This is a genomic window from Mesorhizobium sp. M7D.F.Ca.US.005.01.1.1, from assembly GCF_003952545.1.
Classification (GTDB): domain Bacteria; phylum Pseudomonadota; class Alphaproteobacteria; order Rhizobiales; family Rhizobiaceae; genus Mesorhizobium; species Mesorhizobium loti.
Genome location: NZ_CP034453.1, coordinates 4,386,580 through 4,402,049, shown reverse-complemented (window position 1 = coordinate 4,402,049; position 15,470 = coordinate 4,386,580). Strand labels below are relative to the sequence as shown.

Annotated in this window: 15 protein-coding genes; 13 read left to right on the top strand and 2 right to left on the bottom strand. The window is 63.5% G+C overall.

The annotated features are described in order from the left end of the window. Positions 1–56 precede the first annotated feature (56 nt). The 5 genes from EJ076_RS21120 to hflX all read left to right on the top strand — a co-directional run bounded on the left by EJ076_RS21120 (position 57) and on the right by hflX (position 6,440). On the top strand, positions 57–2,342 hold the full coding sequence (locus EJ076_RS21120; protein ID WP_164548870.1) for a PAS domain-containing sensor histidine kinase: 2,286 nt from the start codon (positions 57–59) through the stop codon (positions 2,340–2,342). Next, complete coding sequence (locus tag EJ076_RS21115; protein WP_056588733.1) at positions 2,332–3,693, top strand: sigma-54 dependent transcriptional regulator; 1,362 nt, start codon at positions 2,332–2,334, stop codon at positions 3,691–3,693. Before EJ076_RS21120 ends, EJ076_RS21115 begins: the two co-directional genes overlap by 11 nt. Before the next feature lie 100 nt (positions 3,694–3,793). Further along, the gene (locus EJ076_RS21110) at positions 3,794–4,657 is read left to right on the top strand and encodes a D-amino-acid transaminase (RefSeq protein WP_126069163.1); all 864 of its coding nucleotides are present in this window, start codon (positions 3,794–3,796) and stop codon (positions 4,655–4,657) included. Between the two features lie 145 nt (positions 4,658–4,802). Next, positions 4,803–5,048: an RNA chaperone Hfq gene (hfq, locus tag EJ076_RS21105; protein ID WP_006202172.1), complete on the top strand. Its 246-nt coding sequence runs from the start codon at positions 4,803–4,805 to the stop codon at positions 5,046–5,048. Then, positions 5,049–6,440: a GTPase HflX gene (hflX, locus tag EJ076_RS21100; protein ID WP_109671312.1), complete on the top strand. Its 1,392-nt coding sequence runs from the start codon at positions 5,049–5,051 to the stop codon at positions 6,438–6,440. Positions 6,441–6,446: 6 nt separating this feature from the next. Here hflX and mazG read toward each other — a convergent pair whose 3' ends face one another. Then, the gene (gene mazG, locus EJ076_RS21095) at positions 6,447–7,271 is read right to left on the bottom strand and encodes a nucleoside triphosphate pyrophosphohydrolase (RefSeq protein WP_126069162.1); all 825 of its coding nucleotides are present in this window, start codon (positions 7,269–7,271) and stop codon (positions 6,447–6,449) included. An 80-nt stretch (positions 7,272–7,351) separates the two neighbouring features. Beyond that, the gene (locus tag EJ076_RS21090) at positions 7,352–8,536 is read right to left on the bottom strand and encodes an amino acid aminotransferase (RefSeq protein WP_126069161.1); all 1,185 of its coding nucleotides are present in this window, start codon (positions 8,534–8,536) and stop codon (positions 7,352–7,354) included. 247 nt (positions 8,537–8,783) lie between these two features. Between EJ076_RS21090 and EJ076_RS21085 the strand changes: the two genes are divergently transcribed. The 8 genes from EJ076_RS21085 (at position 8,784) to EJ076_RS21050 (ending at position 15,461) form a co-directional block, all read left to right on the top strand. Next, positions 8,784–9,941: a TIGR03364 family FAD-dependent oxidoreductase gene (locus tag EJ076_RS21085; RefSeq protein WP_126069160.1), complete on the top strand. Its 1,158-nt coding sequence runs from the start codon at positions 8,784–8,786 to the stop codon at positions 9,939–9,941. Further along, entirely contained in the window at positions 9,938–10,753 is an 816-nt protein-coding gene (gene phnX / locus EJ076_RS21080; protein ID WP_126069159.1) for a phosphonoacetaldehyde hydrolase, read from the top strand. Before EJ076_RS21085 ends, phnX begins: the two co-directional genes overlap by 4 nt. A 167-nt stretch (positions 10,754–10,920) precedes the next feature. After that, positions 10,921–11,514: a histidine phosphatase family protein gene (locus EJ076_RS21075; protein WP_126069158.1), complete on the top strand. Its 594-nt coding sequence runs from the start codon at positions 10,921–10,923 to the stop codon at positions 11,512–11,514. A 119-nt stretch (positions 11,515–11,633) separates the two neighbouring features. Beyond that, positions 11,634–12,152, top strand: coding sequence for a sigma-70 family RNA polymerase sigma factor (locus EJ076_RS21070; RefSeq protein ID WP_245462847.1), 519 nt, complete (start codon positions 11,634–11,636; stop codon positions 12,150–12,152). Next, complete coding sequence (locus tag EJ076_RS21065) at positions 12,149–12,922, top strand: anti-sigma factor (protein WP_126069156.1); 774 nt, start codon at positions 12,149–12,151, stop codon at positions 12,920–12,922. Before EJ076_RS21070 ends, EJ076_RS21065 begins: the two co-directional genes overlap by 4 nt. A gap of 42 nt (positions 12,923–12,964) precedes the next feature. Next, a complete protein-coding gene (locus EJ076_RS21060) occupies positions 12,965–13,681 on the top strand; it encodes a Bax inhibitor-1/YccA family protein (protein ID WP_023812012.1) in 717 nt (238 codons plus the stop codon). A 204-nt stretch (positions 13,682–13,885) separates the two neighbouring features. Beyond that, a complete protein-coding gene (locus EJ076_RS21055) occupies positions 13,886–14,758 on the top strand; it encodes an aldose 1-epimerase family protein (protein WP_126069155.1) in 873 nt (290 codons plus the stop codon). A 40-nt stretch (positions 14,759–14,798) separates the two neighbouring features. Then, positions 14,799–15,461, top strand: a complete 663-nt coding sequence (locus EJ076_RS21050) for a glutathione S-transferase family protein (protein ID WP_126069154.1) — start codon at positions 14,799–14,801, stop codon at positions 15,459–15,461. Positions 15,462–15,470: the final 9 nt, after the last annotated feature.

Here is a 15,470-nt window from a genome sequence, read left to right as displayed (position 1 = left end):
ATAATCGCCACAATGCGTTGCATACATCCGACGCAATCATGGCTCTAGACGGCGACATGGCTCCGCAGGCACCGACAACAAACCAACCGCTTTTCAGCGAACCCGGCACGCGTGACGGGCGCCGGCTGCTGGCGCTGCCCGGCGTGGTCGCGGTTGTGGGCGCCCTGGTGACGGCGGCGATCTCGTTCACCATCCTTGTCGGCGCGACGCCGATCACGCCCAACGAATCGACCACGCTGGCGCTGATTGCCCTCAACGCGGCTTTCGTTCTGTTTCTCATCGCGCTGGTCGGACGTGAAGTGCACCGCATCCTCATGGCGCGCCGGCACGGCAAGGCCGCCTCGCGGCTGCACGTGCGCATCGTCGCCATGTTCGCTCTGGTCGCCGCCATTCCCGCCATCATGGTGGCCATCATCGCCTCGATCACGCTCGACATCGGTCTCGACCGCTGGTTCGAGATCCGCACCAAGACGATCGTCAATTCGTCGCTGTCGATCGCCGACGCCTATGTCCAGGAAAATGCCCGCAACCTCCAGGGCACGACACTGTCGATGGCCTATGATCTCGATGCGTCCCGCACGCTCTACGGCCTTGATCGCACTGGCTTTCTCGACCTGATGAACAAGGAAGCCGTAGGCCGGTCGCTGGCCCATGCGGCGCTGATCAAGCCGGACGGCTCTTTCGTCATGAGCGCCAAGACCGATACGGATTTCGCCATGCCCGAGCCACCGGAAGGCGCCGTGTCCAGCGCTTCCGATGGCAAGCCGGTGCTGATCGAGCCGAAAACGCGCAACATCATGGGCGCCATCGTCAAGCTGCGCGAGATCGAAGGGCTCTATCTCTACACCATTCGCCTCGTCGATCCCGAAGTGATCAAGGCGCGGCAGATCGTCAGGTCCAACACCGACGAATATCGTGGTCTGGAAGACAACCGCCGCACCTCGCAGGTGGCCTTCGCGCTGCCCTATCTGTCGCTGACGCTGATCATCATCCTGTCCGCCATCTGGACCGGCATTGCGGTTGCCGACCGTCTTGTGCGGCCCATTCGCCAGCTTATCGGCGCCGCCGACGAGGTGGCGACCGGCAATCTCGACGTTGCGGTTCCCGTCAGGCCTTCGGACGGCGATGTCGCTTCGCTCGGCGACACGTTCAACAAGATGCTTCTGGAACTGAAATCACAGCGCAACGAAATCCTGTCGGCCAAGGACCTGATCGACGAACGGCGCCGCTTCTCGGAAGCCGTGCTTGCCGGCGTCACCGCAGGCGTCATCGGCGTCGATCCCTACGGCATCGTTACTATCGTCAACCGCTCGGCCGAGGCGATGCTGGCCATCTCCGCCAGCGCGGCGCTTGGGCAGAACCTCTCCGCCGTGCTGCCGCATGTCGGCCGCGTCTTCGAGATCGGCCGCAAGTCCGGCAAGCCTGTCTATCGTGAGCAGGTGACCTTCTATCGCGCCGGCGCCGAGCGGACCTTCAACGTGCAGATCACCATCGAGGCTGGCGACGACGGCTCGGAGGAAAAATCCTATGTCGTGACGGTCGACGACATCACCGATCTGGTTCAGGCGCAGCGCTCCTCCGCCTGGGCCGACGTGGCGCGGCGCATCGCCCACGAGATCAAGAATCCGCTGACACCGATCCAGCTTTCGGCCGAGCGCATCAAGCGACGCTTCGGCAAGGTCATCACCGAGGACCGCGAGATTTTCGATCAATGCACCGACACCATCATCCGGCAGGTCGAGGATATCGGCCGCATGGTCGACGAATTCTCCGCTTTCGCGCGGATGCCTAAGCCCGAGATGAAAGCCATCGACCTGCGCGAATCCTTGCGCGAGGCCTCGTTCCTGGTTGAAGTCAGCCGCGCCGACATTGCTTTCGAGCGCGTGTTCGGCAACGAGCCGCTCAAGGGCACGTTCGACAGCCGCCTGATGGCGCAGGCTTTCGGCAATGTGATCAAGAACGCCGCCGAGGCGATCGATGGATTGGAACAGAAGGACGGTTCGCACGGCATAATCCGGATTCAAGCCGGGCGCCAGAATGGTGTGATTCGCATTGACGTCATCGACAATGGCAAAGGCCTGCCGCGCGAGAATCGCCAACGGCTGCTTGAGCCCTATATGACCACACGCGAGAAGGGCACCGGGCTCGGTCTCGCTATCGTCAAGAAGATCGTGGAGGACCATGGTGGCAGACTGGAACTTCATGATGCACCTGCGGATTTCCACAATGGGCGCGGCGCGATGATCAGCATCATCCTGCCGCCTGCGGCCGTTGCGGCTTCGCGCGGCGAAAGCAGGACGGAAAACGAACGAGAAACTGAAAAGGTCGGTAATGGCGTCTGATATTCTCATCGTCGATGACGAGGAAGACATCCGTGAACTCGTCGCGGGCATCCTGAGCGACGAAGGTCACGAAACCCGCACGGCATTCGATGCCGACAGCGCGTTGGCGGCGATCGCCGACCGGGCGCCGCGGCTGATTTTCCTCGACATCTGGCTGCAGGGCTCGCGCCTGGACGGGTTGGCGCTGCTCGACGAGATCAAGACGATGCACCCGACCTTGCCCGTGGTGATGATTTCGGGCCACGGCAACATCGAAACGGCGGTCTCCGCCATCCGTCGCGGCGCCTATGACTTCATCGAAAAACCGTTCAAGGCCGACAGGCTGATCCTCATTGCCGAGCGTGCGCTCGAGACCTCGAAATTGCGGCGCGAGGTTTCCGACCTCAAGCTGCGCAGCGGCGAAACCTTCGACCTGATCGGCATGTCGTCGGCGATGAGCCAGTTGCGCCAGACCATCGAACGCGTCGCGCCGACCAACAGCCGCGTCATGATCATCGGTCCGTCAGGCTCGGGCAAGGAACTGGCCGCGCGCGCCATCCACACGCTGTCGGCGCGCAAGACCGCACCATTCGTGACGCTGAGCGCCGCCAACATCACGCCCGAGCGCATGGAGATCGAGCTGTTCGGCACCGAATCGAACGGCGTCGAGCGCAAGGTCGGCGCGCTCGAGGAGGCTCATCGGGGCATCCTCTACATCGACGAGGTGGCCGATATGCCGCGCGAGACGCAAAACAAGATCCTGCGCGTGCTGGTCGAGCAACAGTTCGAGCGGGTAGGGGGCACCAAGCGGGTCAAGGTCGATGTCCGCATCATCTCCTCGACCTCGCAGAACCTCGAAGCGATGATCGCCGACGGCCGTTTCCGTGAGGATCTTTATCATCGCCTGGCGGTGGTCCCGGTCATGGTGCCGGGACTGGCCGAGCGGCGCGAAGACATTCCCTATCTCGTCGACAATTTTATGAAGCAGATCGCCCGCCAGGCTGGCATCAAGCCGCGCCGTATTGGCGATGATGCGCTGGCCGTGCTGCAGGCGCATAATTGGCCGGGCAACGTTCGCCAGCTGCGCAACAATGTCGAGCGGCTGATGATCCTGGCGCGCGGCGATGACGTCGATGCGCCAATCACTGCGGACCTTTTGCCGGCCGAGATTGGTGATGTCATGCCGCGAACGCCGAATCAATCCGACCAGCACATCATGGCGCTGCCACTGCGCGAGGCGCGCGAACAGTTCGAGAAGGACTATCTGATCGCCCAGATCAACCGCTTCGGCGGCAACATCTCGAAAACCGCCGAGTTCATCGGCATGGAGCGCTCCGCCTTGCACCGCAAGCTGAAGTCGCTGGGCGTCTGACGCGCAGCGCCCAGCCAGCCGCGCCTGTACCAAGCATTTGCCGGTTACGGCGGCGGCGGAATCGCATAAGAAAGCCCCGAGACTTTCTTAGAGGTTGCCCATGCCGCGCATTGCCTATGTCAACGGGCGCTACGTCGCTCATGCCGACGCTGCCGTGCATATCGAGGATCGCGGCTATCAGTTCGCCGACGGTGTCTATGAGGTCTGCGAGGTGGCGCGTGGCTTCATCGTCGACATGCCGCGCCATCTGGCCCGGCTGAACCGCTCGCTGACCGAATTGTCAATCGCCTGGCCAGTCACCTCTCACGTGCTGCCGCTGATCCTGCGCGAGGTGGTCAACCGCAATCATGTCGCCAACGGCCTGGTCTATGTCCAGGTGACGCGCGGCGTTGCCAGCCGCGACTTTGTCTTCCCTTCCGCCGACACCAAGCCATCCCTGGTGGTGACTGCCAGGAAGGCCGATCCCGCCGCTGGTGCAAAGCGAGCCGAGACCGGCATCGCGGTCATTACCGTGCCGGAAAACCGCTGGGACCGCGTCGACATCAAGAGCGTCGGGTTGCTGCCCAATGTCTTGGCCAAGCAGAAGGCCAAGGAGGCCGGCGCCCAGGAAGCCTGGTTCGTCGACACCGACGGTAACGTCAAGGAAGGCGGCTCGTCCAACGCCTGGATCGTCACCAGGGACGGCGTCCTGGTCACCAGGCCGGCCGAGCATGGCATCCTGCGCGGCATCACCCGCACGACCATGTTTGAAGTGGCGGCCAAGCTAGGCCTGAAGATCGAGGAGCGCGGCTTTTCCGTTGCCGAGGCCAAGGCGGCACGCGAGGCGTTCATCAGTTCCGCAACGACAATTGCCATGCCTGTGGTGGCCATCGACGGCGATACGGTCGCCAGCGGGCACCCCGGCTCAATAACACTTTCCTTGCGGCAAGCCTTTTTTGACATTGCGGAAAAAAGTCCAGCCTGATAACCGCACAGGTGGAATGAACATCAATATATCTCGTTCTGCTTGTCGTTACTGACGACAAGACGGTGTTTGCGAGCTTGACATGCGCCCGTTAATTTGGCGCATTGGCTTGCAAACCGAAGGGGATCGGCGAAAGACAAGAACAATGGCGGAACGATCGCAAAACCTTCAGGACCTGTTCCTGAATTCAGTTCGCAAGAGCAAGAACCCACTCACCATCTTCCTCATCAACGGCGTCAAGCTGACCGGCGTGGTCACTTCGTTCGACAATTTCTGTGTGCTGCTGCGCCGTGACGGTCACTCCCAGCTCGTCTACAAGCACGCCATTTCCACGATCATGCCGAGCCAGCCGGTTCAGATGTTCGATGGCGAGGAAAGCCAGGGCGCCTGATTGGCACGTGAGAAAGACGCGGACGCCACCGTTCGCGGAAAACCAGCGCATCATCCCGGGACGGAAGCCAACGGCCCGACCCGGGCCGTTGTCATTGTGCCCGTCCTTACCCGCCACCAGCGCAACGACGACGAGACCAACCGCCCACGGCTGATGCGTTCGGCTGACGCTCGCCACGACGAGGCCGTCGGCCTTGCCCGCGCCATCAACCTTGATCTGATTCACACAGCGGTGGTCACCGTCAACGATCCGCGCCCGGCGACATTGCTCGGCAGCGGCAAGGTCGCCGAGTTCGCTGAAATCGTCAAAGAGGGACATGCGGAAGTGGTCGTCGTCGACCATCCGCTAACCCCTGTGCAGCAGCGCAATCTCGAGAAAGAGCTGAACGCCAAGGTGCTGGATCGCACCGGGCTGATCCTCGAAATCTTCGGCGAGCGTGCACGCACCAAGGAAGGCACGCTGCAGGTTGAGCTCGCTCATCTCAACTACCAGAAGGGCCGCCTCGTACGCAGCTGGACCCACCTTGAGCGCCAGCGCGGCGGCGCCGGCTTCCTCGGTGGCCCCGGCGAAACGCAGATCGAATCCGATCGGCGGCAGTTGCAGGAAAAGATCATCAAGCTGAAGCACGAGCTGGAAACGGTGCGCCGCACGCGCGACCTGCACCGTGCCAAGCGCAGGAAGGTGCCGTTCCCGGTGGTGGCGATCGTCGGCTACACCAATGCCGGCAAGTCGACGCTGTTCAACCGGCTGACCGGAGCAGACGTACTGGCGCAGGACATGCTGTTTGCCACGCTTGACCCGACGCTGCGCCGCGTGCGCCTGCCGCATGGCACGCCGATCATCCTTTCGGACACGGTCGGCTTCATCTCGGACCTGCCGACGCATCTGATCGCCGCTTTCCGCGCCACCCTGGAAGAGGTGGTCGAGGCCGACCTCGTCCTTCACCTGCGCGACATTTCTGACCCCGATACAGCCGCCCAGGCCGAGGATGTCGAGCGCATCCTGGCCGACCTCGGTGTCGATGCCGGCGACGCAAAGCGTGTGATCGAAGTGTGGAACAAGATCGATCGGCTCGACGAGGGCAACCGCAGCCGGCTGCTTGCCGATGGCGCCGACGCCAGCAAGGCGCCGCCGATTGCTGTGTCGGCGGTGACCGGCGAGGGTATCGATGCGCTGAAGGCGATCATCGAAACACGGATGGCCGGCGAGCTCGAAGACCTGACGGTGACGATCGAGCCGGCACAGTTCGGCCTTGTCGACTGGCTTTATCGCAATGGCGACGTCGTTTCGCGAAGCGACAATGATGACGGCAGCGCCACCATCTCGCTCAAGGCCACGCAAAGCGCTCGCGAAGAGATCGAAAGCAGATTGCGTCGTAAAAACAACGGGTAATGCAACTTACTTCGCGGTCTTTGCTTCCTGCCAGAGCGTCTCCATCTCGGACAAGGTCGCCTTTTCCAGCGTGTTGCCGGATTTTTCCAGGGCTTGCTCGACATAATGGAAGCGTGAACGGAACTTCTCGTTGGTGCCGCTCAGCGCCGCTTCCGAATCGAGCTTGAGGTGGCGGCCGAGATTGACGACCGCAAACAGCATGTCGCCGAACTCGTCCTTGATCGAGGCGGTGTCGCCCTTGGCCAGCGCCTCACGCAATTCGCCGATCTCTTCCTCGATCTTGTCGAGAATGGGCGCTGCTTCGCTCCAGTCGAAGCCGACGCGGGCGGCCTTCTCCTGAAGTTTCAACGCCCGCGTCAGCGCGGGCAGGGCGACCGGGACGCTGTCCAGAAACCCCTTACCATTGTCTTCGGGATCGAGACCGCGGGCAAGGCGAGCGCTTCGCTTCTCAGCCTTTTCTTCGGCCTTGATCTTCTCCCACATGCCCTTGGCCATGCCAGCGCTGCGGGCCTTTTCGTCGCCAAAGACATGCGGATGGCGTCGGATCATCTTCGTCGTGATGGCTTGCACCACGTCGGGGAAGGCAAATTCGCCGGCTTCCTCGGCCATTTGCGCATGATAGACGACCTGCAGCAGAAGGTCGCCCAGTTCGTCGCGCAGATCGTCGAGATCGCCGCGCGCGATGGCGTCCGCCACCTCATAGGCTTCCTCGATCGTGTAGGGCGCAATGGTCGAGAAATCCTGTTCGATGTCCCACGGGCAGCCGGTCTTCGGCGCGCGCAGCGCCGCCATGATCTCGATCAGGCGCGAAATGTCTTTCGATGGCGTCATACGATGGATGCTATCGCGCCGCCGCCCGCGCTGCCAACGCTGTCAGCCGGCGAAGGCGCCTTGTCCACAGGTGAGCCCCGTCAGTCGAGGACAGAAACGATCGCCTTGGCGAGTTCGTCCATCCCGTCCTCGGGCAGGCCGGCGACGTTGATGCGGCTGTCGCCGACCATGTAGACGCCGTGCTCGGCGCGCAGCCGCTCGACCTGCGCTTCCGTGAGGCCTAGGCGGGAGAACATGCCGCGATGGCTGGCGACGAAATCGAAACGGTCGGAATTGGACTGCCGGCGCAGCGCCTCGGCGAACTGGACGCGGAGCCTGAGCATGCGCAGGCGCATCTCTTCAAGCTCGGCCTCCCAGTCCGCACGCAAGGCTGCATCTTCCAGCACGATGCGCACCGCGGCAGCACCATGGTCCGGCGGCATCGAATACATGGCGCGCGCCGCCGACAGCATCTGGCTCATCGCCACGTCGGCCTGTGCGCCGTCCCTGGCCAGGATCATCGCCGCGCCGACGCGGTCGCGGTAGACGGCGAAATTCTTCGAGCAGCTCGACGCGACGACCATTTCCGGAACTTTTGCCGCCAGCAGGCGCAAGCCGAGGGCGTCGGCCTCAAGGCCATCGCCAAAGCCCTGATAGGCGATGTCGACAAACGGCAGCAGCTCGCGCTCGACGACCAGATCGGCAACGGCTGCCCACTGGGCCGCATCCAGATTGGCGCCGGTCGGGTTGTGGCAGCAGCCATGCAGCAGCACGACGTCGCCGCTGTTTGCCGTCCGCAGCGCTGCCAGCATGTCGTCGAAACGAACGGCGCCCGAGGCGGCATCGAAATAGGGGTATTCGCGGATCTGCAGGCCGGCGGCGCGCATCACCGGCATGTGGTTCGGCCAAGTCGGGTCCGACAGCCAGATGGTTGCATCGGAGCGTGTCCGCTTGAGCAGTTCCGCCACCAGCCGCAGCGCGCCGGAGCCGCCGGGCGCCTGTGCCGCACGGATGCGCGTCATGTCGGCGCCCGGACCAAAGGCGAGCTTGGCCATCACAGCGTTGAAGCCGGTATCGCCGGCAAGGCCGAGATAGGTCTTGGTGTCCTGACCCTGCAGCAACCGCTTTTCGGCTTCGCGCACGGCGCGCATGACCGGCGTCTTGCCGTCGCGATCCTTGTAGACGCCGACGCCGAGGTCGACCTTGTCGGGACGCGGGTCGGCGCGATAAAGGCCGATCAGGGCCAGGATCTTGTCGGCGGGGGCGGGCTGCAGGGCTTCAAACATCGAAAATGGTTCCATTGGCGCGGCGGAGTGATACGCAAATCGAACGCATTTCGCCAGCGCTTTTACTACCGCTTCAGCCCGTGCAAAGCTGCCCGAATGCATCGCATCGAGCATTGCCCTAACACTGGCCGGCATCGGGCAGGCTATATGTACGAGAGGGCGGAGCGCCCTACACGTTCCTGTCACATCGGCGTAGTTTGAATAGCGTTTCCAGGACGAAGCATGAGAATGATGGTGTGAAACGACGATGAGCCGGCAAGAAAAATTCGATCTCGCCATCGTCGGAGCCGGCATTGTCGGTCTCGCCCATGCACTCGCCGCGGTCCGTCGTGGTCTCAGCGTCGTCGTCATCGACCGCGACGCCCAGGCCAACGGCGCTTCGGTGCGCAATTTCGGCTTCGTGACCGTCAGTGGCCAGGAACGCGGCCAGGTATGGCGCCGTGCCATGCGATCCCGCGACATCTGGCTGGATGTGGCCGCGCCCGCCGGCATCGAAGTCATCCAGCGCGGCGTGGTCGTCGTCGCGCGCCGCCCGGAAGCGCGCGCGGTGGTCGAGGCATTTCTTCAAACCGAGATGGGCGAGGGCTGTTTGCTGCTCGAACCTGAAGCGCTTCGCAGCGATTTTCCCGAACTGGCGGGCCAGGATTTTGCCGGCGGCCTGTGGAGCCCGCACGACGTGCGTGTCGAGTCGCGCCAGGCCATCCCGCAGCTTGCGGCCTTCCTCGCCGAAAAGCATGGCGTGGAATTCCGGCGCGAAACGGCGGTACACCAGATCGAGCCGCCTGACATCGAGACCAGCCGGGGCCTGGTTTTCGCCGACAAGGTGATCGTCTGCCCTGGTGACGACCTGGCCACGCTTTACCCCGATCGTATCGCGCAATACGGCGTCACCCGCTGCAAATTGCAGATGATGCGCCTTGCCGATCCCGGCTTCCGGTTGCCGGCGGCGGTGATGTCGGATCTTGGGCTGGCGCGTTATAGCGGCTATGCTGCTTTGCCCGAAGCCACCGCCTTGCGACGTCGGCTGGAAGCCGAGCAGGGCGACGCACTCGACAACGGCGTGCATCTGATCGTCGTGCAGAGTGCCGACGGCACGCTGGTGGTCGGCGATTCACATCACTATGCGGTGACGCCGGATCCGTTTGCCTCGGAGCGCGTCGACGAGATCATCCTTGAGGAGTTCAGCGCCGTCTTTGGCGGTCCCCCGCCGCGCGTGCTGGAACGCTGGACCGGCATCTATGCCTCGGCAACCGGTCGCACCATGTTCGCCGACGCGCCGCGCGAGGGCGTACGGCTGGTCATGATCACCAGCGGCACCGGCGCCAGCACCTCATTCGCGATCGCCGAAGAGGTGGTCGATGAACTTTTCGGTTCAACCACGGCAGACGCCAGGAAGATCGCATGATGGCCACCCCCGGTTTGCTTCGCGCCGTCGTCTTCGACTGGGCCGGCACCGTTGTCGATCACGGCTCGCTGGCGCCGATGGGCGTCTTTGTCGAGGCCTTCGCTGAATTCGGCGTGGCGATCAGCGTCGATGAGGCGAGGGGGCCGATGGGAATGGCCAAGCGCCCGCATATCGCAGCATTGCTGGCCCAGCCCAGGATCGCTGCCGCCTGGACGGAGCAGCACGGTCATATCGCGACGGAGGCCGACATCGACGCAATCTATGATGTGTTCGTGCCGAAGAACCGGGCTGTGGCGGCGCGGTTCTCCGATGTCATTCCCGGTGTTGTCGATGTGGTCAGGGCGCTGCGGAAGCGCGGCCTCAAGATCGGCACCACCACCGGCTACACGCGCGACATCATGGCGGAAATCCTGCCGGTTGCCGCAGCGCAGGGCTTTTCGCCGGATTGCCTGGTGTGCACTGGCGACACGCCCGCCGGCAGGCCGACACCGTTCATGCTCTGGAAAGCACTGACCGAACTCGGCGTCTATCCGCCGTGGCTGTGTGTCAAGGTCGACGACACCGAGGTCGGTATCGCCGAGGGTATCAATGCGGGCGCGTGGACCGTCGGCGTGGCGGTGACCGGCAATGTCTTCGGCCACACGCTGGCGGAGACGCAGGCTCTGGCTCCGGATGTGTTCAGGATGAAACGGGCCGAGGCATCGGCCAAGCTCACTGCCGCCGGCGCGCATTTTGTCGTCAAGGGCGTGGCCGATCTGATGCCGGTGATTGCCGCGATTGAAGGCAAGCTGCGGCGCGGCGAAAGGCCTTGATCGTCATTCGACCAAGCGACCATCGGTGGCACCTCAACTGAACGCCTGCCGGTCACGGTAGCGCGACCGTGCCGGTTCATCGGCGTACAGAGCTGCAACTCGATGGCGAGATCATTCAGACGGCGCTATTGCTGGCCAACGAGGTGTGATCGAGGGATAGCTGCCGGATGCTCGTACGTCTGACGATGATCTGCAACGGCGCCACGGCGGCAACCCGGCAAGGGTCGTTTCCGCTGGACGAGCCGCTCGAGCCGCGCTCGATCACCCTTGCGAAGGCGATGAGCGCAACACTGCGTCGCGCCGACCGCGTGTGGACAAGTCCAGCACTTCGCGCACGCCAAAGTGCTGGGGCGCTGTCGTTGGACGCCTCGATCGAACCGCTTCTGGCGGACCAGGACCATGGAAGCTGGGCCGGCAAGCGTTTTGACGAGATCCAGGCCGAGCACCCCGAGGGCATCGCCGCCTGGCTCACCGATCCCGATGCGGCTCCGCATGGTGGCGAGTCGCTGGCCGACGTCGCGAGCAGAGCCTCGAACCTGATGGACGGGTTGATCGCCGAGCGCGGCCACACCGTCGCGATAACCCATGCCAGCGTTGTTCGCACCGCGATCCTGCATGTTCTCGGTGCCCCGCTCGCCGCCTGTTGGAAGATCGACATCGAGCCGCTCAGCATCACTGATTTCCGCAGCGACGGGCGCAGATGGGTCTTGCGCGCCTGTGGTGTAACAGCGCCGAAACCGGAGAATCTCCGTCGGGCGTGAAGTCGGTCATGAGGCGAGGGCAGAAGCGAACGACGTCCTGCAGCGAACCCGATTAAGAAGATTGGCAGGGCAGGGATTAAAATCCCCACATGCTCCGTAAACAGGACATGAAACCGTCGATGCCACGCTTTGACATCATAGGACAGCTCGGTTCGCTGCGCCGCTACGCGCGCTCGCTGACGCGGAACAGCACGGATGCCGAGGATCTCGTCCACGACGCGCTGGTGCGCGCCTATGAACGGCGTGGCACCTTTCGCTCTGGTGGAAACCTGCGCGCCTGGCTGCTGTCGATCGTCCACAACACCTTCATCGACAAAATGCGGTCGCGCAGGTCCGAAGCGGCGCGCGTCGAACAGGCCGGATATCTTGCCGAGGGCAGCACCCCGGCGCCGCAGGAGCATTCGCTGCGCTTGGCGCAGGTGCGCGAGGCCTTTTTCAGCCTGCCGGAAGAACAGCGTTCAGCGCTGCACCTCGTCGCCATCGAAGGCCTTTCCTACAGCCAAGCCGCCGATGCCAGCGGCGTGCCGCTGGGCACGCTGATGTCGCGCATAGGCAGGGCGCGCGCCGCATTGCGCGAGATGGAGGCGGCTCCCGCAAAGGCGAAAAACCATCTCAAGATCGTTGGAGGCCCGTCATGACCGCAACTGTCGACCCCGTGACGGATATCGACCTCGACGCCTATGTCGACGACCAGGTCGACGTCACCCGCCGCATCGAGGTCGAGGCTTTTCTGTCCGCTCGGCCGGAGGCCGCGGCACGCGTGATGTCGGATCTCAGGACCCGCGATGAACTGCGCGTGGCGCTTGCCGGCTCCAAGGGCATGGCGCGGCCCGCGACTGCCGATGCCGCGCGGCGGCTGGAGAGGGGGCTTGCGCGCGGCCGCATCTTCGGTGTGCTGCAGCGCGCGGCGGCGGTGGCCGCCTTCGTTGCCGCCGGCTGGCTGGCGAACGGCATCATCGGGCCGATGTCGGTGACCAAGGTCGTCGCCTCGCCGCAGCCGCCCGCCTATGTCGACGAAGCGGTGCGGGCCCACAGAACGACGCTGGTGCGCGAGAGCATGCCGTCGCAGCCCGAAGCACCCAATTACAACGCCGGCGAGATTCGCGCCGCGACCGCCATTGTCATGCCGTCGCTGCCGGCGGACTGGAAGGTCCGTGACGTGCAGATCTATCCCTCGCGCTTTGGCCCGAGCGTCGAGATGGCGGTCGAGACGAAAGACATGGGGCTGGTGTCGCTGTTCGCGATCCGGCCCGGAACCTTCGACGTCGTCAAGCCGACCATCGCGCCTTCGGGCGATATTTCCTCGGCCTATTTCCAGATCGGCGAGGTCGCCTATGCGGTGGTCGGACGAAGCGAGGTCCACGACCTCGACCGCGCCGCCGAGACGCTCGCCAAGACGCTTTACTGATCGATCCACGCTGTACTGACCGATCCACAAAGGAGAACGCAAATGAACACCCCCAATCTGGGATACCGCGTCGGCGCCGGCGCCCAAACCGGCGCCATCTTCGACGAGGGCCTGCGCCAGCACATGCTGCGCGTCTACAACTACATGGGCGTCGGCCTGGTGGTCACCGGCCTGGTCGCCTTCATGATCTCATCGACGCCGGCGCTCTATGTGCCGATCTTCTCCAGCCCGCTGAAATGGGTGGTGATGCTGGCGCCGCTCGCCTTCGTCATGCTGTTCTCGTTCAAGATGCAGACCATGTCGGCAGCCAGCGCCCAGGCGATGTTCTGGGCCTTCTGCGCGGTCATGGGCCTTTCGCTCGCCTCCGTGTTCCTGGTCTTCACCGGAACCAGCATCGCGCGCACCTTCTTTATCGCCGCCACCATGTTCGGCGCCACCAGCCTCTACGGCTACACGACCAAGCGTGACCTGACCCAGTTCTCGTCGTTCCTGATCATGGGCCTGATCGGTGTGGTGATCGCCAGCATCGTCAACATCTTCCTCGGCTCGACCGCACTGCAGTTCGCCATCTCGGTGATCGGCATTGCCGTATTCATCGGCCTGACCGCCTGGGACACGCAAACGATCAAAGAACAGTATGCCGAGAATTTCGACGCGGAATCGCGCCAGAAGCTCGCCGTCTTCGGCGCCTTCTCGCTCTATCTGAACTTCATCAACATCTTCCAGCTGCTGCTGAACTTCACTGGCGAACGCGAGTAGTCCGGACCGTAGCAGGCAACATTTCGTATCTTGCCGTGGCTGGAGGGAAACCTCCGGCCACGGTTTTTCATTTGAGGCAGCATTTGCCATGCGCGGTGGATCGTTCATCACAGCGGAGTGAGGTGCGATATAGGTCTGCCGCTCTTGAGTTCAGGCGTTGCCCTTTGCTAGCCTGCCGGCCACGCCTGATAGCCGCGAGGACGCATGGAACAAGACAGCCTGACGCTTCACGGTGACGGCATCTCGGCGACCGTCGTCGGGCAGGGCGCTGAACTGGTCTCCCTGCGCGATGCCGACGGCATAGAGTTTCTATGGCAGGCCGGCCCGGAATGGCGGCGTCACTCGCCGGTGCTGTTCCCGATCGTCGGGCGGCTGAAGGGCGACCGGTTGCACCATCAAGGCCAGACCTATCCGATGAGCCAGCACGGCTTCGCGCGCGACAAGCCGTTTGCCTGGGCGCAGAGGGGGCCAAAGTCCTGCACGTTGGTCCTCACCGATGACGCCGACACCCGCGCGCACTACCCCTTCGCCTTTCGCCTGGCGGTGACCTACGCGCTGGACCGCAAGCAACTCAGTGTGAGCTTCGACATCGCCAACACCGGCGACGAGCCGCTGCCGGCATCGATCGGGGCGCACCCGGCGTTCAATTGGCCCTTGCTGCCGGATCTAGCCAAGACGGATTACCGGCTGACCTTTTCCTCCGCCGAGCAAGCGCCGATCCGTCGCCTGAAGGACGGCCTGCTGTTGCCGACGCCGCAGCCAACGCCAGTCGAAGGCAACGTCCTCAAGCTCTCCGAACGGCTGTTTGACGAGGACGCGGTCATTCTGGATCGGCCTGCCAGCACCAGTGTGCGCTACGCCGCCGAGCATGGTCCGGCGATCGAGATGTCGTGGCAAGGAGTTCAGGAATTGGGCATCTGGTCAAAGCCGGGTGGCGCGCCGTTCCTGTGCATCGAACCCTGGCACGGCATTGCAAGCCCAGTGGACTTCGACGGCGATTTTGTCGACAAGCCAGGCCTGATGCTGATCGCGCCCGGTGCGAAGCGCGTGCTGAGCTATCAGATACGGCTGCTATGACGCCCCTGATCAGCAGATCCCGCCACACCGGCAGTGCCCGATGAAGCTGTATTTCAGCCGCAATCCCAATCCTCGGCTCGCGGTCGCGGTGGCACGCTATCTCGACGCGAAAGTCGACTTTGAATTCGCCTCGCCATTCGCTCGGGGGCAAGCGGAGAAATATCGCCCGTTAAATCCCAATCTCTCACTGCCCATCCTTGTGGAAGACGGAGGAAAAAGTCTCTGGGAGGCGGACGCCATAGCCTGCCGGCTCTCGCGCAGTGCGCATTCAAATTTCTGGCGCACCGGCGATGACGAACCCGAGATGATCCGATGGCTTAGTTGGGGCAAGGAGCACTTCGCATTCGCTTGCGACACGGTGCATTTCGAACGTGGCACCAAACAGCGCTACGGCATAGGCCCGATCGATCAGGAGCGCGTGGAGGAGGGGCTAAGACATTTCCGCGCGGCCGCCGCGATACTCGACGCCGTGCTTTTCGAGCGGCAATGGCTGGTCGGAAATTCGGTTTCCTATGCCGACTTCCGAATGGCGACATTTCTCCCGTTCAACGATGCCGCCAGACTGCCGCTCGACGACTATTCCTCTGTCAGCTGCTGGTATCGTCGGCTTGGAGAGATCGATGCCTGGCGCGACCCTTTCGGGGGACTGGATGCCCCCGAATTGCCGCCGGTGCCGCGAACGGCAGTTGCGGGCCAGCGGTGAGGGGCGCGC